This window comes from Algoriphagus pacificus (assembly GCF_017254845.1).
Classification (GTDB): domain Bacteria; phylum Bacteroidota; class Bacteroidia; order Cytophagales; family Cyclobacteriaceae; genus Algoriphagus; species Algoriphagus pacificus.
On the sequence record NZ_JAFKCU010000007.1, the window covers coordinates 70273 to 93206 of the forward strand.

The 22934-nt window shown below is 40.4% G+C and carries 18 protein-coding genes; 4 read left to right on the forward strand and 14 right to left on the reverse strand.

Annotated elements, in window-relative coordinates; all coding sequences use genetic code 11:
• Positions 1–48: 48 nt before the first annotated feature.
• The gene (asnS, locus tag J0A69_RS20110; RefSeq protein WP_206588426.1) at positions 49–1500 is read left to right on the forward strand and encodes an asparagine--tRNA ligase; all 1452 of its coding nucleotides are present in this window, start codon (positions 49–51) and stop codon (positions 1498–1500) included.
• Positions 1501–1544: 44 nt separating this feature from the next.
• Here the strand turns inward: asnS and J0A69_RS20115 are convergent, their stop codons facing one another.
• From J0A69_RS20115 to J0A69_RS20145, 7 genes are all read right to left on the reverse strand, one after another.
• The gene (locus J0A69_RS20115) at positions 1545–2387 is read right to left on the reverse strand and encodes a DUF3667 domain-containing protein (protein WP_206588427.1); all 843 of its coding nucleotides are present in this window, start codon (positions 2385–2387) and stop codon (positions 1545–1547) included.
• Positions 2388–2459: 72 nt separating this feature from the next.
• Complete coding sequence (locus J0A69_RS20120) at positions 2460–3647, reverse strand: MFS transporter (RefSeq protein WP_206588428.1); 1188 nt, start codon at positions 3645–3647, stop codon at positions 2460–2462.
• Positions 3648–3707: 60 nt separating this feature from the next.
• Positions 3708–5177, reverse strand: a complete 1470-nt coding sequence (locus J0A69_RS20125) for an NAD(P)H-hydrate dehydratase (RefSeq protein ID WP_206588429.1) — start codon at positions 5175–5177, stop codon at positions 3708–3710.
• Between the two features lie 169 nt (positions 5178–5346).
• The gene (locus tag J0A69_RS20130) at positions 5347–5598 is read right to left on the reverse strand and encodes a hypothetical protein (RefSeq protein WP_206588430.1); all 252 of its coding nucleotides are present in this window, start codon (positions 5596–5598) and stop codon (positions 5347–5349) included.
• Between the two features lie 482 nt (positions 5599–6080).
• Entirely contained in the window at positions 6081–6272 is a 192-nt protein-coding gene (locus tag J0A69_RS20135) for a hypothetical protein (RefSeq protein ID WP_236033043.1), read from the reverse strand.
• Positions 6272–6718 carry a DUF5675 family protein gene (locus tag J0A69_RS20140; RefSeq protein WP_206588432.1) on the reverse strand — a complete coding sequence of 149 codons (447 nt, stop codon included), beginning with the start codon at positions 6716–6718 and terminating at the stop codon, positions 6272–6274. Before J0A69_RS20140 ends, J0A69_RS20135 begins: the two co-directional genes overlap by 1 nt.
• Positions 6719–6721: 3 nt before the next feature.
• A complete protein-coding gene (locus tag J0A69_RS20145) occupies positions 6722–7468 on the reverse strand; it encodes a hypothetical protein (RefSeq protein ID WP_206588433.1) in 747 nt (248 codons plus the stop codon).
• Between the two features lie 342 nt (positions 7469–7810).
• Between J0A69_RS20145 and J0A69_RS20150 the strand changes: the two genes are divergently transcribed.
• Positions 7811–10342, forward strand: a complete 2532-nt coding sequence (locus J0A69_RS20150) for a thiopeptide-type bacteriocin biosynthesis protein (protein WP_206588434.1) — start codon at positions 7811–7813, stop codon at positions 10340–10342.
• On the opposite strand, the gene J0A69_RS20155 is transcribed toward J0A69_RS20150, so the two are convergent.
• The 3 genes from J0A69_RS20155 to J0A69_RS20165 form a co-directional block, all read right to left on the reverse strand.
• Positions 10336–11076: a LytR/AlgR family response regulator transcription factor gene (locus J0A69_RS20155; RefSeq protein WP_206588435.1), complete on the reverse strand. Its 741-nt coding sequence runs from the start codon at positions 11074–11076 to the stop codon at positions 10336–10338. The two genes, J0A69_RS20150 and J0A69_RS20155, sit on opposite strands and share 7 nt — an antisense overlap.
• Positions 11048–12142 (reverse strand): histidine kinase, encoded by a 1095-nt coding sequence (locus J0A69_RS20160; RefSeq protein ID WP_206588436.1) that lies wholly within the window; start codon positions 12140–12142, stop codon positions 11048–11050. The genes J0A69_RS20155 and J0A69_RS20160 overlap by 29 nt, the downstream gene beginning before the upstream one ends.
• A 307-nt stretch (positions 12143–12449) precedes the next feature.
• Positions 12450–12656, reverse strand: a complete 207-nt coding sequence (locus tag J0A69_RS20165; RefSeq protein ID WP_206588580.1) for a hypothetical protein — start codon at positions 12654–12656, stop codon at positions 12450–12452.
• A 435-nt stretch (positions 12657–13091) separates the two neighbouring features.
• Between J0A69_RS20165 and J0A69_RS20170 the strand changes: the two genes are divergently transcribed.
• On the forward strand, positions 13092–13481 hold the full coding sequence (locus J0A69_RS20170) for a MauE/DoxX family redox-associated membrane protein (RefSeq protein ID WP_206588437.1): 390 nt from the start codon (positions 13092–13094) through the stop codon (positions 13479–13481).
• Positions 13482–15280: 1799 nt separating this feature from the next.
• Positions 15281–15568, forward strand: coding sequence for a hypothetical protein (locus J0A69_RS20175; RefSeq protein ID WP_206588438.1), 288 nt, complete (start codon positions 15281–15283; stop codon positions 15566–15568).
• Between the two features lie 36 nt (positions 15569–15604).
• Here the strand turns inward: J0A69_RS20175 and J0A69_RS20180 are convergent, their stop codons facing one another.
• The 4 genes from J0A69_RS20180 to J0A69_RS20195 all read right to left on the reverse strand — a co-directional run bounded on the left by J0A69_RS20180 (position 15605) and on the right by J0A69_RS20195 (position 22675).
• Entirely contained in the window at positions 15605–16921 is a 1317-nt protein-coding gene (locus J0A69_RS20180; RefSeq protein ID WP_206588439.1) for a RagB/SusD family nutrient uptake outer membrane protein, read from the reverse strand.
• Positions 16922–17022: 101 nt separating this feature from the next.
• Positions 17023–20214, reverse strand: a complete 3192-nt coding sequence (locus J0A69_RS20185) for a SusC/RagA family TonB-linked outer membrane protein (protein WP_206588440.1) — start codon at positions 20212–20214, stop codon at positions 17023–17025.
• Position 20215: 1 nt separating this feature from the next.
• Positions 20216–22045: a TlpA family protein disulfide reductase gene (locus tag J0A69_RS20190; RefSeq protein WP_206588441.1), complete on the reverse strand. Its 1830-nt coding sequence runs from the start codon at positions 22043–22045 to the stop codon at positions 20216–20218.
• Positions 22046–22462: 417 nt separating this feature from the next.
• Positions 22463–22675: a hypothetical protein gene (locus J0A69_RS20195; RefSeq protein WP_206588442.1), complete on the reverse strand. Its 213-nt coding sequence runs from the start codon at positions 22673–22675 to the stop codon at positions 22463–22465.
• Between the last annotated feature and the right edge of the window lie 259 nt (positions 22676–22934).

The window sequence follows — 22934 nt, forward strand, 5'->3', positions numbered from 1 at the left end:
CACTTAAAATTACTCGGAAAATAGGTTTTCCTTAAATAAAATCTCCTAATGGCATTTAACAAACGGGTCAAAATCAAGACCATCCTGGATGAAAGTCCGATAGGAACAGAATTGACACTCATGGGCTGGGTACGCACCAAGAGAAGTAATAAAAATGTATCTTTTATTGCTTTGAATGACGGATCTACGATTACCAATTACCAAATCGTGGCTGATCCCAATGTGATCTCAGAAGATGTTTTAAAAAAATGTGCTACAGGAGCCTGTCTGAAAATAACCGGAACAGTAGTAGAATCCCAAGGCGCAGGTCAATCTTCTGAATTGAATGCTGCCACAATCGAAATATTGGGAGAAGCTGATCCAGAAAAATACCCTTTGCAGCCTAAAAAACACTCTTTGGAGTTCTTGAGAGAGATTGCTCATTTGAGAATGAGAACCAACACGTTTGGAGCTGTTTTCAGAGTCAGACATGCATTGGCTTATGCTGTTCATAAATATTTCAATGACAAGGGCTTTTTCTATATCCACACACCGATCATTACTGCATCGGATGCTGAAGGTGCTGGAGAAACTTTCAAAGTCACAACTTTGGACTTGAAAAATCCTCCTTTAACTGAAGAAGGATCAATTGATTTTAAGCAGGATTTCTTTGAAAGAGAAACCAATTTGACTGTTTCCGGTCAATTAGAAGGTGAGTTAGCAGCTATGGCTTTGTCTGAGATCTATACTTTCGGACCAACTTTCAGAGCAGAAAATTCCAATACAGCAAGACACCTGGCGGAGTTCTGGATGATTGAACCGGAAATGGCATTTTATGATGCAGAAGACAATCAAAACCTTGCGGAAGATTTCTTAAAATATGTCATTCAATACGCATTAGACAATTGCGCCGAAGATTTGAAATTCTTAGATCAGCGATTAGCTGACGAAGAAAAATCTAAGCCACAAGATCAAAGAAGTGAATTGGGATTGTTGGACAAATTGAAATTCGTGGTAGAAAACGAATTTGTCAGACTAACCTATACTGAGGCTATTGACATTCTTCGTAACTCCAATCCAAATAAAAAGAAGAAGTTCAATTACATCATCGACCAATGGGGAGCAGATTTGCAATCTGAGCATGAGCGCTATTTGGTAGAAAAGCATTTCAAAAAGCCAGTGATCCTAACAGATTATCCAAAAGAGATCAAGTCTTTCTATATGCGCCAAAATGAGGATGGAAAGACGGTTGCTGCAATGGACATTCTTTTCCCAGGTATAGGTGAGATTGTTGGAGGTTCTCAGCGAGAAGAAAGGCTGGATGTACTTACCAAAAAAATGGAAGAGATGAATATTCCACAAGAAGAAATGTGGTGGTACCTTGACACCAGAAGATTTGGGTCCACTCCGCACGCAGGTTTTGGACTTGGCTTCGAACGAATGGTGCTCTTTGTGACAGGAATGGGGAATATCCGAGATGTGATAGCTTTCCCTCGGACACCAGGAAATGCAGAATTTTAAAAAAATCCCCGATAGAAATGTCGGGATTTTTTTTTTGACTTTGATCAAGTTACCATCAGGAAAGTCACCCAAAACAGGATATATCTGTAAATGATAAAGCTCGGGATGATAAACATTCCCAATAATAAACTTCTCCATAGTGCGCCGACATTACCTATATCAAATGCTCGTCGGATAAGAAAAAACATATAACCAATAATTACGACCAGAAACAAAATGCTCATAGTCAGTTCAGAGAAAAAAGCATCCATAGAAAAATTAAATAAACTAGTTAAAAGAAACACTGTAGCTGGGAATAGGACTAAAATAAAAAGTATATAAAAGCCATAGAAATACGCTGAAGCAGCAAAGAAATCTACAAGGAAGAATTTTTTATTTTTCCAGAATAAAGCTTTTAGAAAAAAGCCCTGAAGGACTACCAAGACAATTAATAATAGTTTACCGTTCGAAGAGGATGCTGCTTCAAATTCTGCCGTGAATTTTTCCAACCCCAACTCACTTTCCTCAATATATGATTCCACCAATGGCCGGATCGAACTACTATAAGGCAATTGATACATCTGAACCTCCAGTGAGGTATTGAATGTAGAAATCAAGGGAAAGATAAAATAGACAAGGTTGGCGAAGAAGAATAGCTGGAGTGGAGTAAGGTATTTTTTTCGAATTCCTTTAATAAAACTATTCGTCAATTCTCCTGGATTAGTGACCAGTTCCTTGATTGTTTTGAAAAACTTTCCATCTGCCACAAAAACAGATGAAATAGCTTCTTCTAAAAAGTGACCGATTCTCTTGTCTTTAGGTTCTATCCGCTTTTCTCCACAGCTATAACAAAAAGCACCTTTCAATTCTGTACCGCATCTTACACATCGTAAAGAGCTGTTTTCCATATTTTTCGGAGATTCCTTTTCCAAGTAATTTCCTGAAATATTCTATTAATTCAAACTTCCATCGATCATAGATCAACTCACGACTTTGATCCTCCTAGCCAGAGGAATACAAAGTAGACTAAAGAAAATTGCCAAATAACCCACCATGTTAAAATTCGTCAGCTGACCAGTGGCGCTTTCACCAATCATCACACCTGCCAGCAAGGACGCTGAACCGGCTGCTAATTGCTGTATTGCCGAATTGAAGCTCAGAAAACTACCACGGTTTTCAGGCCTGGCAGTTCCAGTGATAATTGCAGCTGCAGGCACATATCTTCCATTTGAAGTGACAAAAAACATGGTGGTAACCATTAAAACCAATGGTACCGGAGTAACTCCCAAATGAGTAATAATGGCAATAGGAATCACATTGAGTGTCATAAAAACTGTGAAAACTTTCAGCTTTCCATACTTATCAGAAAGCCTACCAACCCAGGGAGAAGTAAAAATGGTAAATGCACCTCCAGCGATATAAATATAGGTCAGCTGAATCTCAGTAAAACCAACATTGGCCACATTGTAGGGACTCAAAAATGGAATTATCATAAACTGTCCAAACATCATCATGACTGATAATGAGATGGCTCTCATCTGGTTGGAATCTCCAGTAACTCGGGAAATAACAAGTAAAGGATTAGGTCTGGAATAGCCTTGTTCCAAATGTTCTGTGATAGATGGAATATACTTGAAAATCATCCCTAAACTTAAAAAGGAAGTTGCTGTCAAAATAAAAAACGGCGTGTGCCAATTGGATAAGCTAGCCAAAAACAAACCTAAAGGAACTCCCAAAACAGAGGCAACTGAAAATGCAGCCATTACTAAACCCATGGCTCTACCTCTTCTTTCATCAGGAATAACATCCCCGATAATTGCCAAAATTAAGGCGGAAGTCAAGCCACCAAATAACCCAGAAAGCACCCTGGCAAGTAATAAAACAGAATATCCAGGAGAAAGAGCACAGGCCAATGTTGCCACTGTAAAACCTGAAAAAACCCACATTAAAATTCTTTTCCTATCAAAGCGGTCCAAAAAGAACGCGCCAAAAAAGCTTGAAATCCCAGCGCTAAAAGTGTACGAAGACACCAATAGTCCAAACTCTCTAGGACTGATATCGAAAATTCTCATGAGCTGAGGCCCAAGAGGCATTAATATCATGAAGTCAACTATATGGATAAAATTGATGGCCGCTAAAGTCCACAATAAAAATTTCTCGTTCTTCATTCTAGTTTTGACAAGAAAAATGGGACGCCTCAGCAATCCTGATTTTCGTAATTGGATTTATTAAGAAATATCTAACTGAATATAGGTTTCAGGAATTGCTTCGATCAAATCGGAGGCTATCAGGCCTTTTCTTTTCATTTTCCCCGCAATTTCTCCAGCCAATCCATGATGATACACACCACAAATTGCAGCGTTTATTGGAGTATAACCTTGTCCCAAGAAAGATGTTATCATTCCGGTAAGCACATCTCCCGAACCTCCAGTTGCCATATACTTAGTCCCGGTGGAATTAAACAATTGCCTGCCATCCGGTAAAGAAATCACAGTATTTGCTCCTTTTAAGATTAAAATCAAACCATGCTCTATAGCAAAGCTCTTGGCTGACTTTAGTCGGTCCAAATGATTTTCAGAACTTCCTACCAGTCGATTGAATTCACCGATATGCGGAGTTAAAATCGAATTCTTCGGCACCAATTCTAGAAGATCTGGATTCTTAGCCAAAATATTCAGTCCATCTGCGTCTATAACCACCGGTTTTGTAAACTCTTCCAAGATCTGTTTTAAAAGATGCTTCCTTCCATCTTGACCCCAACCCGGACCAATTCCCAATGCATCATAAAAATCGAGATTAGCAATCAATCCCCAGGTTGCCATCGCCTCTGGTACGGCGGTTTGAATAATATACCGCTCAGTATCTTCCAAATGACAAGTCACAAGCCCAGAGCCAGTCCTTAAAGCACTTTTGGCGGATAAAATGAGAGCCCCCATCTTTCCAGGACTACCTCCAGCAATTAATACTTTCCCGTAACTTCCTTTGTATGCAAACCTGTTGAAATGCCTATGTAAAGGTGGAATGGACTTTCTGTTGACATAAAAGAAATCAGTTTCAAACTTAGAATAGGTTGGATCCTGAATACCGATATCAACAACTTCAATTTCCCCAACGAAATCTGCATGTTCCGGCAGTAGCAATGCCAATTTTGGAAATGCGAAAGTAATTGTGAAAGCAGCTTTGACACAGGCTCCTGTCAAAATCTCGTCCGAGAGCATCCCGCTCGGAAGGTCTACTGACACAATTGGACCGGAAAAAGAATTGATTTTATCAATCACTTGTAAAGCACCTTCCCTAAGAGTTCCTTTGAGACCAACTCCTAAAAAAGCATCAATTAAAACTCCTTCTGAAGGCAAAATAAAGTCTTCAATGGGAATCTTATTAACAGAAGCAGGGAGTAAATCCCAATTTATCCGAGCATCATGAGACAACTTTTCTATGCTTTCAAAGCAGGAAACAACATGAATGTTATATCCATGATTTGTCAAAATGCGAGCTATTGCCAATCCATCCCCACCGTTGTTTCCAGCCCCACAAAAGATATAAATGAATTCCTTTTCAAACTGCTTCTGATGTAAATACCAACCCACAAAGCCTAAAGCCGCAGTTTCCATCAACTCATGACTGGAATGACCGACCAATTGAAGGTGGCTAGCATCCAGTTCTTTTACTTTATTACCATTAAGAATTTTCAACATGTTAAATAAAAGGAATTATGTGCTTAAAGGCGATAAAAGAAACAGGTTTTCTTTATGAAACCACAAAGAACCAGATAGGATTCCAAGGTTACAAGCTTTTAATTGTTCAAAAATAAACCCAAACAGGAGTTCTGTTTAGGTTTATATCTAGTTTAATTTAAAAATAATCCTACTTCTCTGATTGAAGTAATTGTTCCTCCAGCCTTTCCTCATCTACTGTGAGTTGGGCGATGCTGACCAGCACAGTTCCTGCTGTGATTGCATAGCCTGCATAGGTCAGCAGGACTGCCGGGATACTGCCCGGTGCAGTGATCACAGCGGTTCCTACTGCTGCGATGATCAATCCGATTTTCTTTACTTTTTGGAAAAACGGAGGTGTTGGGGCTGTTGCCCTTTGTTTTATTTCTGTTAGTATGTTCATTTTTGTTTGAGTTTTAAATGGAGATTTTCCTGATACTTTTGAAGGCCAAAAGTATCCATCCCGATAATTATCGTGGAGCCTCTACCAGAGTCTATGCTTCAAATCGGACTTCGTTTTAGGTAAAGGAAAATTCCTTTCACCGATTTGATTTTTGAAGTTTGTCCTCACCTAAAAATTGGCGGATCTCTTCTTGCCCTTCAACCAGTCTCATGCCTAAAATCTTCCACTGGAAGATTTATTAACGGCATGTCCCTCGCGAGCTAGCCAATTTTCTTAACGGCTCAGACTTCACTCCAAAAACTGCATATCCTCAATGGCAAATGGTCCAATTAAAGTTTTTAGGAGCTAAACCATAGCGACTGCTCTCTGCCTACTGTGACTGAAACCTACCTACGGCAGGCAAGCTGCTCACTCTAATCAAGCTCCAGAAGAACGAGATTGCTTCTCTCGATTCTCGGGATCGCAACGACGTTGGCTGATTACTAACTTGGCGGACTGCGGGTGTGTTGAACCATGCTCTTGAGCAGAATTTGCTCGGCTTCCAACCTGATAAAGAGTTCCTTCAGTTTTGAAAGTTCTTTATTCAGCTGTCTGAAATCCTGAATAAGGAGATTCAGGAAGTAGGCAATGACAGTGAGGAGGAGTGCGATGACCCCTCCTACTGCCTGAAACATCAATCCATCCATTCTATTTGATGGCAGGTCAGGTTCAAGGCATTATCTGGACAGCTCCTTATCTCCAGTGTGGCCTTTTCACCTTTCATTAGTGCCTGCTCTATCAAGTGAAGGAAGTTGGATTCCGCCTTTTTACTGGGCCTACCCCTTCCCTCTCCTGTAATTTCAGACACCAGGATGATGTTTTGATCCAGGTTTCTGGTGCTTATTGCTACCTCAGAGCTTTCTTGGGATCTGATCCCATTAGGACAATTGAAGAGTCTGATTTCCTTTGATGTTTTAATTGAAATCAAATCCAGTTCATAAAGCCCTTCAGGTATGCAGGATATTCCCTGTCTGAAGAAGTCAGATGGGGCTTCGATGCAATAGCAAAGAATTTTCCCATCAAGCAAAAAGACACCGTTCGTTCCTCCGGGATAATATTCCCGGTCCAATACCAAGTCCATGGTTTAGCTGACAGCTAGGATTGCTGCCGGATTTTGGGAGATGTCGTTCATGTCGTACTGATCTCCATTAACATCGAGGAAGAATTCTATTGCAAGAGCGAAGAAATACTTCTTGCCTGCGACACCTGGTTTGGGCAAAGTCAAGCTTACCTCAGGAACAGAAACATTGACTATTTCCATTGCAGGAGTGGAAGCCGTTTCTGTATCGTAAGATTGAAGAGTAAAGTCAACTCCTGCCCTGATCAATGAAATCCGGTAATAGGTAGACCCCTGTGCATAGACCAGGTATTTTGACGGGACCAATTCTTCAATGGTCACTGTTACTGAAGCAGCATCCTCGATCACGTCCAAATTGACTTTAAGCACGTTTCTCAAAACGGACTTTTCAGAGAACTCAAATCCCTTCAAGAGATCCATATTTCCCAATTCAAATTTTCTTTCTCCTCTTGGTGAAACAGGATCTGATTTGACGACTTTCATCGCATTTGAGTAAAGTCTGTTATGAAGTTTGCCTCCATTGGACTTTAATTCAATTTCCCTGAAAGCATTTTTGAGGAATTTGGCTGATGAGGCAGCGACCGCAAATTCCTTCAGGTTTTCCCGAGTCCTTTGAAAGCGAGGATCATTTTGGATCCTTTTTTTAGAGACTCCACCTTTACGCCTTGCGATGAATTTTCCATCACGGTTTTTATAAAATGTCAGGTCACCCATGGTGCCTTCCAGTTTGATATATCCAGCTTGTTTTGCCATATCATTCTATGATTTAATTGTGAAACATGGCAGAAATCTGGAGCTATCTATCTGTAAATCAAAATGAAAGTGGAATCTATGGAAACAAAGAAAAACTTGAGCATTGTGTAGAAAATATAGACTAAATCCAGCTTAGCTATAGCGTATATGTAAAGGAGCTATTAGGATGCATCCCCTTTACTATAGCTTTTCAATCCTTAGGATCTTGTCATGATCTGCAAAATCTGTAAAGCATGCAGTTCTTTTATCCTTTGAGATTTCGGATTTGTCCTTTGATTTCAATGATAAATCCAATGAACTGGAAAATCGAATCCAAAACTTTTAGGATTGGGAGAAAAAAGCATGTCTCTCTTATTTAGATCCCCTCTTATAAATTTTGACATTCATAATTCTGAAGTCATTCAAAAACATTGGCCTGAAATCCTTGAAAGAATTAAGATATCCAGTCAAGATCTTTTTAAAAGCATTCACAAAAAACTACCGGATCAGCTTTCTGATAAGGAACAAAAGTCAGTTTATAAGTATCTTATAAGAGGGAGATATAGACCCACTCCGTTTGGAAAATGGGCCGGGGTAGGAATTGCAAATTGGGAAAATGAATTGAGTGAGAGCTCTGAAACTCCATCTGAAAGTTCAGTTGAAGAAATACAAATCAAAGAGTATAAAGATAATTCGGGGATTTACTGGCTCAACCCTAGTATACAGCCATGGTCGGATGGATGGAGATTTTGGAACTTCGATAGAGAAAAGGAAGTATGGAGGTACTCAAAAGTCCAAGATGGACCCTTGATTCAAAAACTTAAGGAATTGGCCTTTCATGATCCTGCATTGGACAAAGAACGGGTGCATAAAGCCTTCTCTGATGTAACGTCCCATGACAAAGAAATCATTTGGGACTACTTGCTTGAAAGTCAGTTACTGGTAAATTATCACAGTGATTCATGGAGCAATCATTCATCGGAAATATCCATTTTCATTAAATACCAAGCTGCAGTTTCCTTGGGAATAAAAGAAAAAATGGACAAGTTTCTTGATGAAATAGGTCGAATAGCGGTTCATAATAATAATGGTTATTTAGACAATCTCACCAAGCGATTTAGGGAAGAATTTGACGACCGATTCGTTCCTCTGAGTTTTCTATGGAAACTGGTTCCATTTCTTAATAGCCTTGCTGATTATAATCGAGTTAAAACTGGTTCAGACAAGGCTCCAATCATTGTTAAAAACTTAAATGAACGCTCCATTAATTTAAGAGAAATTGATTCTGGAAATACTCATTTATCTTCAGTCAAGCATAGCCAGGCCCTATTCCGGGTTCTTCAAGATGGAAGAATTTTGATCGACAATCTGGTTTTCAACCGCCCATTTGTTTACAGTGGAAGGTTTACAAATCATCCGAAAATCCACTCTTATTTTAAAGGCCAAATCCCTGATTTATCTGAGGGTATATTTGCAGATGTTTTAATTAAGGAAAGTGGAAGGAGCCAATATATATCAAGCCATAAAAGTGTTGTCCAGCACAAGATCATCTGTTTTCAGGGAAGTGTCAACCCATTTGAAATAGATAGCCAAGAACTCTTTGTTGGCTTAGGTTCCAAGGGCTTTAAACTGTATAGTCCTAGGCTTGGGAAAGAAATTTTCCCAATTTTTCAACACCCTTTAAATCCCCAATATATTACTCATCCACTTTGCAGGATGCTGTGGGAAATAGCCCATCAGAATCTTGTCAAACCTATCATTTATGTAAATCCTACTTTCAGCCTTGCTGATTCCTTGCCGCAATTAAACTGGGATGATATTATTTTACAGCCACGGATGTGGAGAACATCTAAATCATGGGGATTATTAAATGATGGAGATATTTTAAAAAGGATTGAAAAAAGTGAATTGCCAAGAAATGTCTTAATTGGAATCCGTGATCAGGAGTTGGCTTTGGATTTGACTAGCCCAGCTGATAGAAAACTTTTTTTGGATGAAATTAAATCTAAGGAATCAGTCAGCATCAGTGAATGGCTTTGGTACCCAGATCATGCTGATTCAAAAGTTTCGGAACAATTTCTATGGGGGAAAAACACAGCAGCATGGAACAGTCAGCCATTAATTGAATCAGGAATCAACCTATGTCGTCAAATTGATAGCAATTGGATTTGTTTCAAGATAATACTAAGTCCGGATTTCCGTAGAGACACTATTTTAGAGCTATTGAAAGGATTTACAATGGACCTTGAATTGGAGGAAATAAGACCCTATTATTTTCTTTATTACAGTCTTGAATTGCCAGAAATAAGAGTGAGGATTAAAGCCAGGTCTCCACAACAAAAAGAAATTATATGGTCTAAGCTGTTTTTTTTCTTCTATCCTGGTTTGGACGTGGACCTTATTAAGCTCCATACCTATTATCCAGAAAATGAAAAGTATGGATTTGAAGATATTGAGATATCAGAAAGACTTTTTTATATGGAAAGCAAGCTTATTCTTGAACTTAGCCCCAAGGATAATTATCAAAAGCTTTCCATTGCGGTACAGATAGGTGAAATTATCATCAATGGGGATGAACATATAGAAAAGTGGATTTCAGTATTAGACCATCGATCAAAAGAAGATTCTTTGGAGTATTTGAATATGGAAGGGTCTATTCTAGAAGCTTTTCTTATTGACAAAGATTGGCTTTCTAAGTACAGCGCTATTTTAGAAAGGCATTCTTGGGAGAGGAATCCAGAAAAAAGATGGCATTTGTTGGGAAACCATCTCCATATGCTTGTCAACCGGCTATTTTGGGAAGAGGCTGGAGCAATGGAAGTGGTCGTACACAAGCATTTGACAAGGATACTCAAACGAAGAAAATTTGAAATCAAAAAATCCAAAAATCAATGATCTGAAGAGCTTCCGTTTAGTGAGGCATTTTTTAAGGTTTGAATGAGATCAGCACTGTAGTTTTTTGAAATTGGAATCGAGATATCAGGATTGATAATCATGCTGTCATATTTTACGGATTGGATCAAACTTGTATTTACAACATAAGATCTGTGAACCCTGCAAAATGTATCCATTGGAAGTTTTTCCACCAAGGCTGTCAAAGAAGATAGAACCAGGTATTTGCGCTTTGTGGTAAAAATCTCCGCGTAATTTTTATCCTGCTGGATATATTTAATGTCATCGATTTTAATAATTGTCAATGTAGCTGATCCATTTTCATTGATTGTCAGATAATCAGGCCTTTTCGTTTCAGTAGATATTACTTGGGGTGATTCCAAAGGCATTATTTTTTTAATAGCTTTTAAAAACTCTGAATAGTTTGCCGGCTTCTTAATGAAATCAACTGCGTTTACTTTAAACCCGTCATAGCAAAACTCTTGATAACCAGAGCATAGAATCACTGGAATTTTGTGCTTTTCAATAACTTCTGCCAAGTGGATTCCATTCATTTTATCCATCACTATATCCGTAATCAATACATCAGGAATTTTTGATTCCAATTTTTCCAGAAATTCCAGTGGATCAGTGGTCATGGAGTACAATTCCAAATCCGGTGATATTTCGATAAATCTCTTTAGAACTTGCAGTGCATCTGATTCATCATCAATCAGTGCTATCTTCATCTTTTTCATAGGGAACTATTAATAAGGTTGAAAATTCATCTTCAGTTTTACTCCATTGAAAAAAGCCATGGTGTTTATAAAAATGGTTAATGATCCTGGTTAAAGTCTGCAATCCATGACCTGAATGGACTTTGGAAACATTTGGTTTGATCAGATTGAAAGAGGTGCAAACCAAGTATTTATAGCCATTCTTGGTTTGACATAATTTGATGGTAAGGACTGCAGGATTATTACGATCTGAATATTCCCCGTATTTCAGAATATTTTCAATCAAGGTGGCCAAAAGCAGCCTAGGAATTTTAAAATATTCCAATGGAAAATCAGGCTCGATTTGGATTTGGAGATATACTTTTTTTGACTGCCTTTTAACAAAGAACAGGAGCGTATCAATTATCACTAATTCTTCATCCAAAAAGTGAGGTGCATGGGGATTTTTATATGCCTCCTTCATAAGCGTTGAGAAAGCAGAAACATGTTGGAACAACTCATCAGAATATATCAGTGATTTACCTGCAATATTATTGAGTGCATTGAACATGAAATGTGGACTCAAACTGAGATGGTCATGGGAAATCTGAACTTCGGAAAGCATCAGACGGATTTCGAAGTTCTTTTTGACACCAAGTATAAATTCCCGGAAGCTCCAACAAACCAAAGTGAAGAAAGCGAAATGCATCAATCTGTAGGTTTCCAAGAGAAAGGCCTCAGATCTGTCCAATATTGAAATCAATTGATTTTGATATAGAATGAGGTATTTCAATAAAGACAGAAGCAGTATGATGTCGATCAATTGAATAGAAATGACAGCAAGGTTTTTCTTTCCCTTACAGGAGGGATAGAATTCTAAAAAAAGAAACAGAATCAGGGGTATTCCAAAGAAAAAATGCATCAAGGGTATGATGATTTTTAAATCATAGGGAAGGAATAGAGAGGTAATAAAGTCATAAAGAAAATATGCCAGCCACATTACCAAAACAAAGTGTTTGGGTTTATTAATGATCCAAGAGAAAAGGGCATTAGTCCATTCAAAATGGCTGAATATCAATTTTTTTTGAAAGGCATAAGATCGGCTCATAGCTTTAAGAAAAATTCAATTCTATGAAAAAAGCACAGGACTTATTACCGGAGATTGAGCATTTTGAATTAAAAAAAGCCAATACTCCAGACCGGAACAAGGAAAGAACTACGACAAGTTTTTTCCGGGAATGCTTACCTCCATTCACAAGGGCTAGGTAAGTCATTATTTTGTTGAAGTAGGAAAACCTACCAGGTGCAGGATATTTTTTCCTGTTTTAGAAAGTGTTTAAAAAAGACTAATACCGGATCGAAATTCCGGTGGGCAAGGCCCGATCTCAAACGGATTCAAAAATTGAATCCGTTTTTTATTGTGAACCCAAAGCAGATGTGTAGACATCTGATACCTGGATACCATGAAAATGGGCGTATTCATCGAATGTCACCAAATGGTGTTTTGACTTACCAAGCCATTCTCTAACGATTTTAAGGCTTTTGTAAGCATACGATTTACTTCTCCCGGTCAATACCATGATATCTTTGGCATAGATAATCCTTCTTTCAAGAACAATCATACCCTATACAGCAATTACTAGTTATGCTTAGGCCTAAACATTAACTAAAGATATCAAAGCTATTAAAGCTACTAAAAATTCAACTACATCCTACTTAAATAAGTTATTTTTTAGTTCCAAGTAGGATTTAATGATGACTTATTTTAAATGGATGGACACTTTTATTGATTAATTCGCAATACTTCTATCCCTTTTTAATCAATTTTAATCACCAGGAATCTTGCATGGCTTGTTATTTCAGTCCTTGCCAATCTTCTATTCGTCCTGGTTTTTTGGCTTTTCGTCCAGAAACATTTGAAAAAGCATTTATCTAGATGACTTTAAATACAGGTTTCAGAAAGGAATTTTCTGGTCTAGCGGTTTAGTCAAGTAATTTTTCATCAATGTGATATGTCCAGTTCTAATAATATTTCGCTAAGGGATAGAATAGATCAAATGATAAGCTTTGGGCTCATTCTATTATGGACTTATACTGGTCTGGATAAACTGATTCGGTTTGAGGGAAGTAAGAAAGCTTTTTTAAATCAGCCTATGCCAAATGAACTTGAAGAAATCTTAGCATTTGCAGTTCCGGGAATTGAGTTGCTTCTCGCCTTGCTCCTACTCTTTTCTGTAACCCGATGGTGGGGGTATCTCGGGAGTATTTTACTCCTTACGGTCTTTGCCACCTACGTGGGATTGATTTGGGTGGGAGCTTTTCCAAGGGTACCGTGCAATTGTGCGGGGATCTTGGAAAGTCTGGGTTGGGGGGAACATTTTGTTTTGAACCTGGGATTTATTGGAGTGGGGGTTTGGGGACTTTATAATTTAAAATGTAAGAATTAGAAATTTAAAATGAATTGGAGGTTTGGGGAATGATAATGAGAAATGAAGAATGAGGAGTGAAAGTCAGAAGGATAAAGTGAGAAAGCTAAAATTCAGTGGGCAGTCGCAGGAGACAGTGGGCAGTCGCAGTGGGTAGTGTATTCAGAAGTCTGAAGCCTGAATTAAGAATGTAGAATGGAGAATTAAAAATGATGAATCCCGAAAGTCACCGAGAGAAAGGAAGAAGTATAAAGTGAAAAAGCTGAAAAAGGATGGTTCAAATAACACTTGGTAGTCTGACCCTGAAGGGGTCAAATGTAGTAGCCCCGGGTAAGGAGGTACGACGTAACCCGGGGATTGAAAGATTATCATTTATTCTAGCGCTGGCTCGGAATTTTTAATAAGAGAAGGATCTATTTGCCAGCAAGATGAATACCAGATGATTTAAGATTTGAATTCTGGACAAAATGAATCCTCTAAGATACGCGAGTGAGGACACTCGCTAGGGCAACCATTTAGAAATCAAATGATCCAAGGCTCGCTTGAGGGACTGACCCCAAAGGGGTCAAATATCAATAGCCCAGGGTTTCAACCCTGGGTTAAAGGTTGTGTTGATTTTCCAGCGCTGGCCCGCGATCGTCATTCGGAGAGGAAGGCGTGGCGCCAGCAAGATGGACTACAAATTGGATTGGAAATCCAATAGTAAAGGTTCGGGATTACATCCTCGGTAATTACCGGGACCCGAACAGCAAGAAATTGGGTCGTACCTACGGCTCTTTGATTTAAGGATTGGCTTTGGGGATACCTAGCTATCGTGCCTCTGGCACTCAAAGAGATATTAGACATGAGAAATAATATTTATGATTTGGGAGGATTTTAATCATGTACGCGAGTGAGGACACTCGCTAGGGCAACCATTTAGAAATCAAATGATCCAAGGCTCGCTTGGGGGACTGACCCCAACGGGGTCAAATATTAATAGCCCAGGGTTTTAACCCTGGGTATGAAGGAATATTATTTCAAAAGCGCTGGCTCGAGAACAGCAATTGGAAACGAAAAGGTTTTGCCAGCAAGGTGAAAACGAATCGCATTGTGAGAATAGTCTGTGAAGACCCGCCTGCGGACGGGCAGGCACAGACCATGGTTAGGATTTTAATCATTTACGCGAGTGGAGACACTCGCTATGGCTAAATAGTCTAAAAAGATCCACCTGCGACGGATAGGCACAAACCATGATTGGGAAGACTTGACTGGTGACACTCGCTTGGGCTAAATGTGTGGTTATTGAATCAAAAACCTTCGGGGTTTGGAAACCCCAAAGGTTCAGGTACTCGGCGTTAAGTCAATCGGTATTAAGCAACTTTAAACATAATTTAACTAATTTTTTCAAATACTTAATCTTTGGAAAAAAAAATATAAAGGGGTGGCTGCTGTAATACCACCCCTAGCCCGATTATTAGAAAAAGGGCTGAAAAAATGTCAAGGCAGCCAATGGCTGCGAGATATGCCAGCTCTTTGCTGCCGAAATATAGCCTCCTGCGGAGGCTGAAATATTAATCTTTTAAATGGTCGGTGGGGCCCGCCTGCGGACGGGCAGGCACAGACCACGGTTGGAGAACAAATGAACGAGATCGCCACACTTTGCTAAAGCACACGATGACTGTAAAAAGAGGCTCATTTCTCTTAATGGTTTGGGCTAAGAGACAAGCCAATGCCGATGAGCCTCCGAAAGGGAGATGCCGAAAACCCTTTTTTTAGAGTAGGCAAACAACCTGAAACGGTTTCCCTGTTTTTGATCTGTTAAAAAACGGGACATAACAATGAATAAATTATCAAAATTACTTCCGGCACTTGCATTGGTTCTGGGAGCTTTTGCAGCAGTGGCGTTCACTTCGCCTCAACCTGCAACAGGAGAATATGGACTTTCAGGAAGTGTCTGGTACGATGTGACAGGCATTAATCCCGATGAAGACACCTATGTCTGCAATGAAGATGAAACAAGAGACTGTCTTTTTGATCAGCCTTTTGGAATGGGAACTCCCATTTCTTCTGAGCAGGACAAGGTTTTTGTAGTCCAAAATGCCAGCAATCTTCCGATTGCACATTAAGTGAAGTTAGGGGCCGGATTAAAACCCGGCCCCTTCTTATTGCAAATCGTACTGTCTCTGAGGTACTTTTACAATGAAGTTTTCCGGTTGTGTCTCAAATGAAATCATCTCTCCATTGACCTCTCTTTTTAAAGTTGTAAAGAAAGAGTCATGCACTGAAAGTCTTTTTAAATCCATCCAACGCTGTCCTCTGAAAAGCAGGGATTTTCTTCTTTCCTCTAAAATGAATTCCAGATCAATTGACAATTCACTTGGGTCAGCTAAATCTTGATACCTTTTAATCATCAACTTCAAGAGGTTTTCAGTAGCTGATTCGTTATTTCCCATTCTAAAATTTGCTTCAGCTAAGATCAAGAAAATCTCATCTAAGGCAATTCCAGTGAAAATATCTTGCCTACCAGTATAATTCCCTTTAAAGGATGAAGCCCCTCTGTTATTTTCAAAAATCAAAGCTGCTCTCAGATCATTCTCTTTAAAACTCTTGACTAAAGTAGAGTCTATGAAAGCAACTGTATTTCTGGATACAGAACTTTGGGAGATCATATTTGTAAATAAGATCGTTTCAGAATTGAAAAGAGGGATTGGAAAAGCATTACCAAAGTTCAAATCATTGTAATCCAATAATTCGAAATTGCCTTCCAATATCTTATTTGCGTGAAAAATCGCTTGTTCTTCATTTCCCAGATAAAGGTAGATTCTTGCCAGCAATGCATGTGCAGCATAAGAGCTAGGCTGGGTGGGATAATTTGTAGCTTTTGGAAGGTTAGGCAATGCTTCATTCAAATCAGCCAAAATCAGATCAAATATCTTACTTGATTCTTCCATTTCTTTTTGGACACCAAATTCTGCTGTGGTACGGAATGGAATACGTATCTCCTGTGAGTCCCCTGCTTGCTCAGGGATCGGAAGGAACAAGACCGCCAATTCAAAATAACCATGTGCCCGCCAAAATAGAGCCCTGGACTTCAGGTGTGCCATCCTGTTTTGATCCCAATCAGGCTTCTGATTTATCTTATCCAAGATTACATTGGCAGAAAATATCTTTCTATACATTACAGAAAAGTCCAAGGTAGATTCATTGGGCAGGTAAGGATCATCCGACCATTTATAGGCATTTTGTTGCCAAGGGGAGAAATTGGCCCAGGTGGAATTATCCACCCAATAATCATCAGCAAACATAAAACTCAAAACCGGGCTTGTATTCAATCGGTCGTAATTGTCTATGATAGCCTCGAATTCTTCTATTGTCTCAGGGACCAAAATCGACTTATTAGGTTTTTCATCCAGAAACCCCTCACAGCCTACAGCAGTAATAATCAATGTAAGCAAAACTAGTTTGATAAGATTTTTCATGAGTATATAATTTGATTTGTAAGGGTGGGAGAAAATCTACCGGAGAGTCCCAAGTCTAAATGAAAAGGCTCATTGGATTTTCTTCCACCCTATAGATTGATTTAGAAGTTGATCCGTAGTCCAAAGGCCATGCTTCTGAGAGGCGAGGAATATTGAAAATCGGGATCAAGGTCATCTTTGGATGCTTTCCAGATTATTCCCAGGTTATTGGCATAGCCATACAGTTCGGCACTTTCAAAGGGAAGCCAAGGGTTGGCTAATTTGTCAAAACTGTATCCCAATCGGATATCCTGTAAGCGAATATGATCCCCCCGCTCCACCAGAATAGAAGAGTTGGAATAATAGAGGTTGCGCAGCACATTTGCATTTGCCGGAAGGGATGGAATCTGAGTAGTTAGTTCGTCTCCTGGTTCCAGCCATCTTTTGCCATAATCTCCATGTCCGATTTGCCCTCTGAGTAAACTGAAGTAATCAATGGAGGTACGTCTGTAGTAGTATCCAAAGCGGTAGGAAATATTCAATGAAAGACTAAAGCCTTTCCAGGTAAATGTGTTTCTAAGTGCACCAAAATCAGTTGGTCTGGCAGATCCGTGGAATTTCAGATTTTCCGGAGTGGCGGAATTGATGATAGCCAAGTAATCTTCGGAAGGTTCACCATCCAAAATTCCAACTGGGTCACCTGTATCCGGATTAAGGCCAGACCAGTCATAGGAATAGACCCCAAAAAGCGGGTTGTCCACCACCGGTATAGGAGTAGCTTGGTAAAAAGAATTCAATAATCCTCCTGCAGTCTGGGTGACATCCACCTTCACTACCTGATCTTTTACTTTGGAATAAAATAAGTCAGTTCTCCATCCTACTGATCCTTTTAGCCAGTTTGCACCTAAGATCAAGTCAATTCCATTGGTTTGCGTTTCGGCATTGTTACCTGTGATTGTAAAAAAGCCACTGGCTGGGTCAACTCCATATTCACCGATTAAATCCATCCCTCTCTTTTTGTAGAATTCCAGATTGGCAGTGTACTTGCCGTTACCGGATTCAAAATCAAAGCCTGTATTCCAAATCCCTACCTTTTCCCAACTCAGATTTGGATTGGGAGGATTGACGATCTGGGCTCCGGGAATGTTCGGTACAAATCTGCTGGAGGGTTGATTGAAATAAGAGGCGGTCATCAGTCCTGATAAGCTCTTGTCCAAGTTTCCACTGTAGCCGTAGCTGGTTTTCCATTTCAGGTAGGCATTGCCTAAAAAGGACATGAATTTTTCCTGGCTTAAGGTCCATCCCAGGCCTGCTGACCAAAGGGGGACTCCTCTTTTATTTGAATTGACACCAAAGAAATTGGATTGATCCTTTCGGATACTGAGTGTCAAGTCCCATTTATCCCTATAAGTATAGCCTAGATTTGAATAGAAGGATATAAAACGATCCGTCAATCCAGAATGGGAAGTTCCTGCATCAATGGTTTGCATGGATGAAGGATTGTAAAAAGAGGGGTAGCGGTTGAGGTAATCCAAAATTGCGGAGGTAGCCAAAGCATCATTATATCCATAATAGAGGATGGAATTGGACTCTGATTTCAGGTCCCTGACTTCGGTTCCGGCAAGTAAATTTAAACTATGCTGACCCTTCCAGTTTTTCTGGTATTTCAGCAAGCCACGAAGGGTATGGGAAAAGGAATAAGACTCTGCAAAATCCAAGATATCTCCTGAAGGAATCACCTGTCGAATAAGTCCATTTTCATCCAGTTGAGAATATCGATTGACCAAGTCCCTGACAAAGTAGGACTGGGAAGGATTCCGCTCCCTGTTCCTCGTTCTACCTGTCCAATATTGGTAAGATATATCCGCGGAAAGACCTTCGATGATTTTTAGGTTTAATGCAGTCTGGAACCTGCCGTCAAGCCGTTCATTCTTATAGTCTAGTTGGCCGATCTCATTTACCGGTACATTGTACCAATCGAGTAATCCCTGTCCTTGTACAGACTCGATAAAACGCTGCGACAGGTTAGTGAATATGGGAAGGGGAATTCCAGATGGATCTATTAAGCTTGAATAAGGGCTGTTTTGTGGCAGTTGGGTTCGGGTGTTTGTCTGGGCCTTGGAAATATAGGCTCCAACAGACCAGGTAAGCTTGCTGTCAATTAAATCCCAGGAGTTTTTTGCCTGAATGGTCCAACGGTCGTCATCATTGCCATTAATCGAATGAAGGTTTTTGTCAAAGCCCAGTCCAAATTGGTAGGTGGAAGCGGGACCTCCACCTGCGACTGAAATAGAATGCTGTTGATTGACTTGGGGACGGTAGTATAATTGTGTCAGGTCGGTTCTTAGATCTGCATTTTTATAGTTTTGGATTCGACTGGAAGCTTCCTCCTCTGTTATTTTCCCATCGCGAAGGGAGATCAGGGTTTCTACCACTGGAGGTAGAGCCTGACGGTTTGGGTTTGATTCTGTACTCCTATAGAAATTGTTTTCAAACAAACTTTTTTCAATGTCGACAAAATCCCCCATGTTCATCTGGGGTACATAAAAGAGGTCTGGAGCCTGGATTATATTTACATTCGAATTCAATGATACTTTAGGGGCAGAGGATTTTAATCCTGATTTGGTACTGATGACGATCACACCATTTCCGGCCCGGGCACCCCATATGGAAGCCGCGGCGGCATCTTTCAATATAGAAATATGCTCCACATCATTTGGGTTGATGCTTTCCAATGGGCCATCGTAAGGGAAATTATCCACGATAATCAAAGGGGCGGTATTGGCAAATAAGGTAGATCTTCCTCTAATGGAAATCTGATTATTCCCTACACTGGGGCCTCGGTTGAAGATCAGACCCGGTGTAATATCCTCCAACCTATCGATAAGATTGGTGCTGACCTTTCTGTTTATAAGCTTTCGATCTAGGGAGACAAATGACCCGGTCACCCGCTCTGCCGGAAGCTCCTGATATCCGGTGGACATGACGGTGACTTCCTCCAGGTTTCTTTGATCGGATTCCATTTGAATCAACAGTTCCTCCGAGTATGGAAGAGTAATGCTTATTTCATAAGGTTTCATCCCTAAGTAGGATACTCTTAAGGAATAGCCTCCTGGTGCGGCATCTATCCTGAAGCCTCCATCTTCATCTGTCAAAACCATGTGCTGATCTGTATTTAAGGTGATCAGCGCTCCAGGTAAGGGAACCCCGTCTTCCTGAGAAATTACTTTCCCTATCAGGGAAGTGCTGTTCTGTGCCTGGAGCATCCCGCTCCAGATTCCGAACCATAGTAGGATTAGTATTTTTTTTGTCATGTTATTTGGTGTTTAATTCTGAGTGGGTAGTATGGTCTGCTGCCAGTTGTTCGATTTTATGGATCAATTCCTCCGGGCTGTATTGGGTCAGCGTAGTCTGAGCGACTTTGAAGTCTGAGTCCACCAGTATTTTTTGTGGGAATGCGCTTATCTTATAGAAGGCTAGGATACCCTCGCCAGAATCTTCGTGTAACTGGAGCATATCCGGATGGGAATAAAGTCCTGAGAGCGCATTTTCTTTCCAGGTACTCATGTCCTTATCGGCATTTACCGCAATAAACCGGATGTCATCCCGTGTTTTGAAATGCTCAAAAACAGGCCTGAGCGTGGATTGATAGTACTTCATACAGAACTTGCAACCCGAGATCCAAAAGCTGAGGATAAGGGTTTTGCCTTGGTATTGGTCCAAAGAAATGGGCTGTGCATTTAAGCCTTGGAGCTGGCCTGAATAGAAAGGGCTTCCTTCTGAGTTTTTGGAATCCAGGTCATGGATCAGATTGGCTATCCAAGGGCTTTGGATCTTGTTCATTGCCATGGAGATCATCTCCTTCCTCCCATTCTCTTTTTTCTTGAAGTTTGAAAGCACATAAAGTCCCAGTATGCGATCCTGTAAAGCCGGACTGAGATCGGCAATACCTTCCAATAAGCTTTCTCCACGGACAGAGGACCTTAACAGAATCAGGTCATTGATCCCTGACAAGTAAAGCGGGTCAAGCCAATTTGATTCTGATAATGGGATTTCTGATAGCCATGATTCAAACTTTTGGTAGAATTTAGGCTGAGACAATAAGCCTCTACCTAGGTTTAGCTTTTGAAGGATCTGAACCAGGTACTCTCCCCATGCTCTTTGCCTAAGTTGCTCAAGGCGGTCAGAAGGAAAGTTTATGGTTATCCTTTCCAAATACTGGATCATAGGTAGCTGTAAAGGATCCTGAGTCAATAGAGAATCGAGCAGTTTTTCGTCTGGCTCAGTAGGTATCCAAAACTGCATGGATGGGAACAGATTCTTTGGCAAGTCAAGTGAGCGCTTATAAAGGGCTGATGTCAATGAATCAGAGAGAATTCTGCCGGGATCAGCAGTAAACATCAGGGGATTGGCTTGGAACTGTAGCTCTTCCGCCAGACGGGAAATCTCATACTGGGCACTGTAATAATCCGCAGCTGCTCCCATAAAAAGCATTTTACCATTTTCCAGATCAGCTCTAATTCTTATTTGATCCCCTGGAAAGAAAGTCCAATAATGGATCAAGTAGTTTTTTTTGTCCCTGAGACTGAAAGTGAAAGGTGCTGATTGCTCAGGGAATTCGATGCGGTAAAGTTTGAACCCAGCGTTTCCTTCGAAGAAATTGCCCAGACTTGGTAAAAAGGGTTTTTGAATTCCCGGGGTCATGGTTCTGTCCTGCTTTAAGAAATCTGTCCAATAGCGAAGCCAAAGCGTATCCGGAGCCTGGGAAGCGGGAATCTCGATATATAAAAAGGAGTTTTGCGATTGTGGAAGATCCACATGGGAGGCAGAAGGGATCGCTCCCTTCTGCCTTGGGGATAAAGAGGTATCAACTAAACTAAATCCCATGGGTGAGTCAGCAACTTGACTACTAGCTTCTACTATGGTACCAAAGAATAGAATGAGAGGAATAAAAATTATAGAGATAGGCAAGCCCATGGCTTGCGAAATAAAGTCGCTTCGTTCATGAAGTATGTCAGCCTGTGGCTGACGAAATACAGCTCCTTTATTGCTGAAATAGGAAACAAATGATCGTGAGATAGATCTGCTTCTATTGGGATAAGGACATAGCTTTCCCAGGAAGCATGTGAATAGATTTTTTTTCATGCTTTAAGTGATTAAAGGGCTACTTGAATTTGAAGGGGCTTGGGGAAGAAATACACTCCCTAGGGTCGTGAAATATGCTACCTACCTTCGGTAGGCTGCGAAATAGGCTCTTCGTACCTCAGAGCGAAATATTTCGGACGCCACAGGCGGCCCTATTTCTATAGTATTTCAAAGTATTTTCTCAAAATTTTAAGTCAATACTTCCCCTAACCTTCAGAAGAATCATTCTTTCAATCAAGTATTCCATCATTAAGAAATAAGTAATGGGATAAGCGGAAATCCCTGCAGTGGATAGCTTATCGATCAGGCGGCGGACCATGGTCTACAGTCCACCGAAAAGTCAACCCTGATTCGTTGGATAGTCCCGAATCGGTAAAACCACTCGGGAGCAATCAGGGAGAAAAAGTGGGTTAAGCCTCAAACAGGCTTTTTAGGCTTCAGCGGATACAGGCGATCTACCGCGGCGATGCCGAGTTCCTCAGGTATTGTGTAATAGGCTCCGATAGGAATCGGAATAGGAAGAGAACAAGATGACCCGTTTACCGACAGAGCATACCCTCCCAGCCTGTGGATCCTACAGGCTACTCTATGCAACAGAAAAGGAAGTAAATCAATCATGCTCGTTTTCATTAGGAATGAAAAATGGTAAAACGAGTCTCTATTGTAAAAATCGCCATAAAATAGGGCGAGCTTTACTGCTTTAGTACAGGAAACCGCCAGGTAACCCGCATCCTTTCGGAAAGTTGACCACTAAAGACTGATGCAAAGCCCGCCCAACTGTACCCAAAGATATCGAAAGAATCTCTAAGTCCAGAACAGGGCGAGTCATCACATCCTCTCGTGGTCAATACTGGCGGTTTTTGTACGAGAGAATCGTAATACTCGGTGC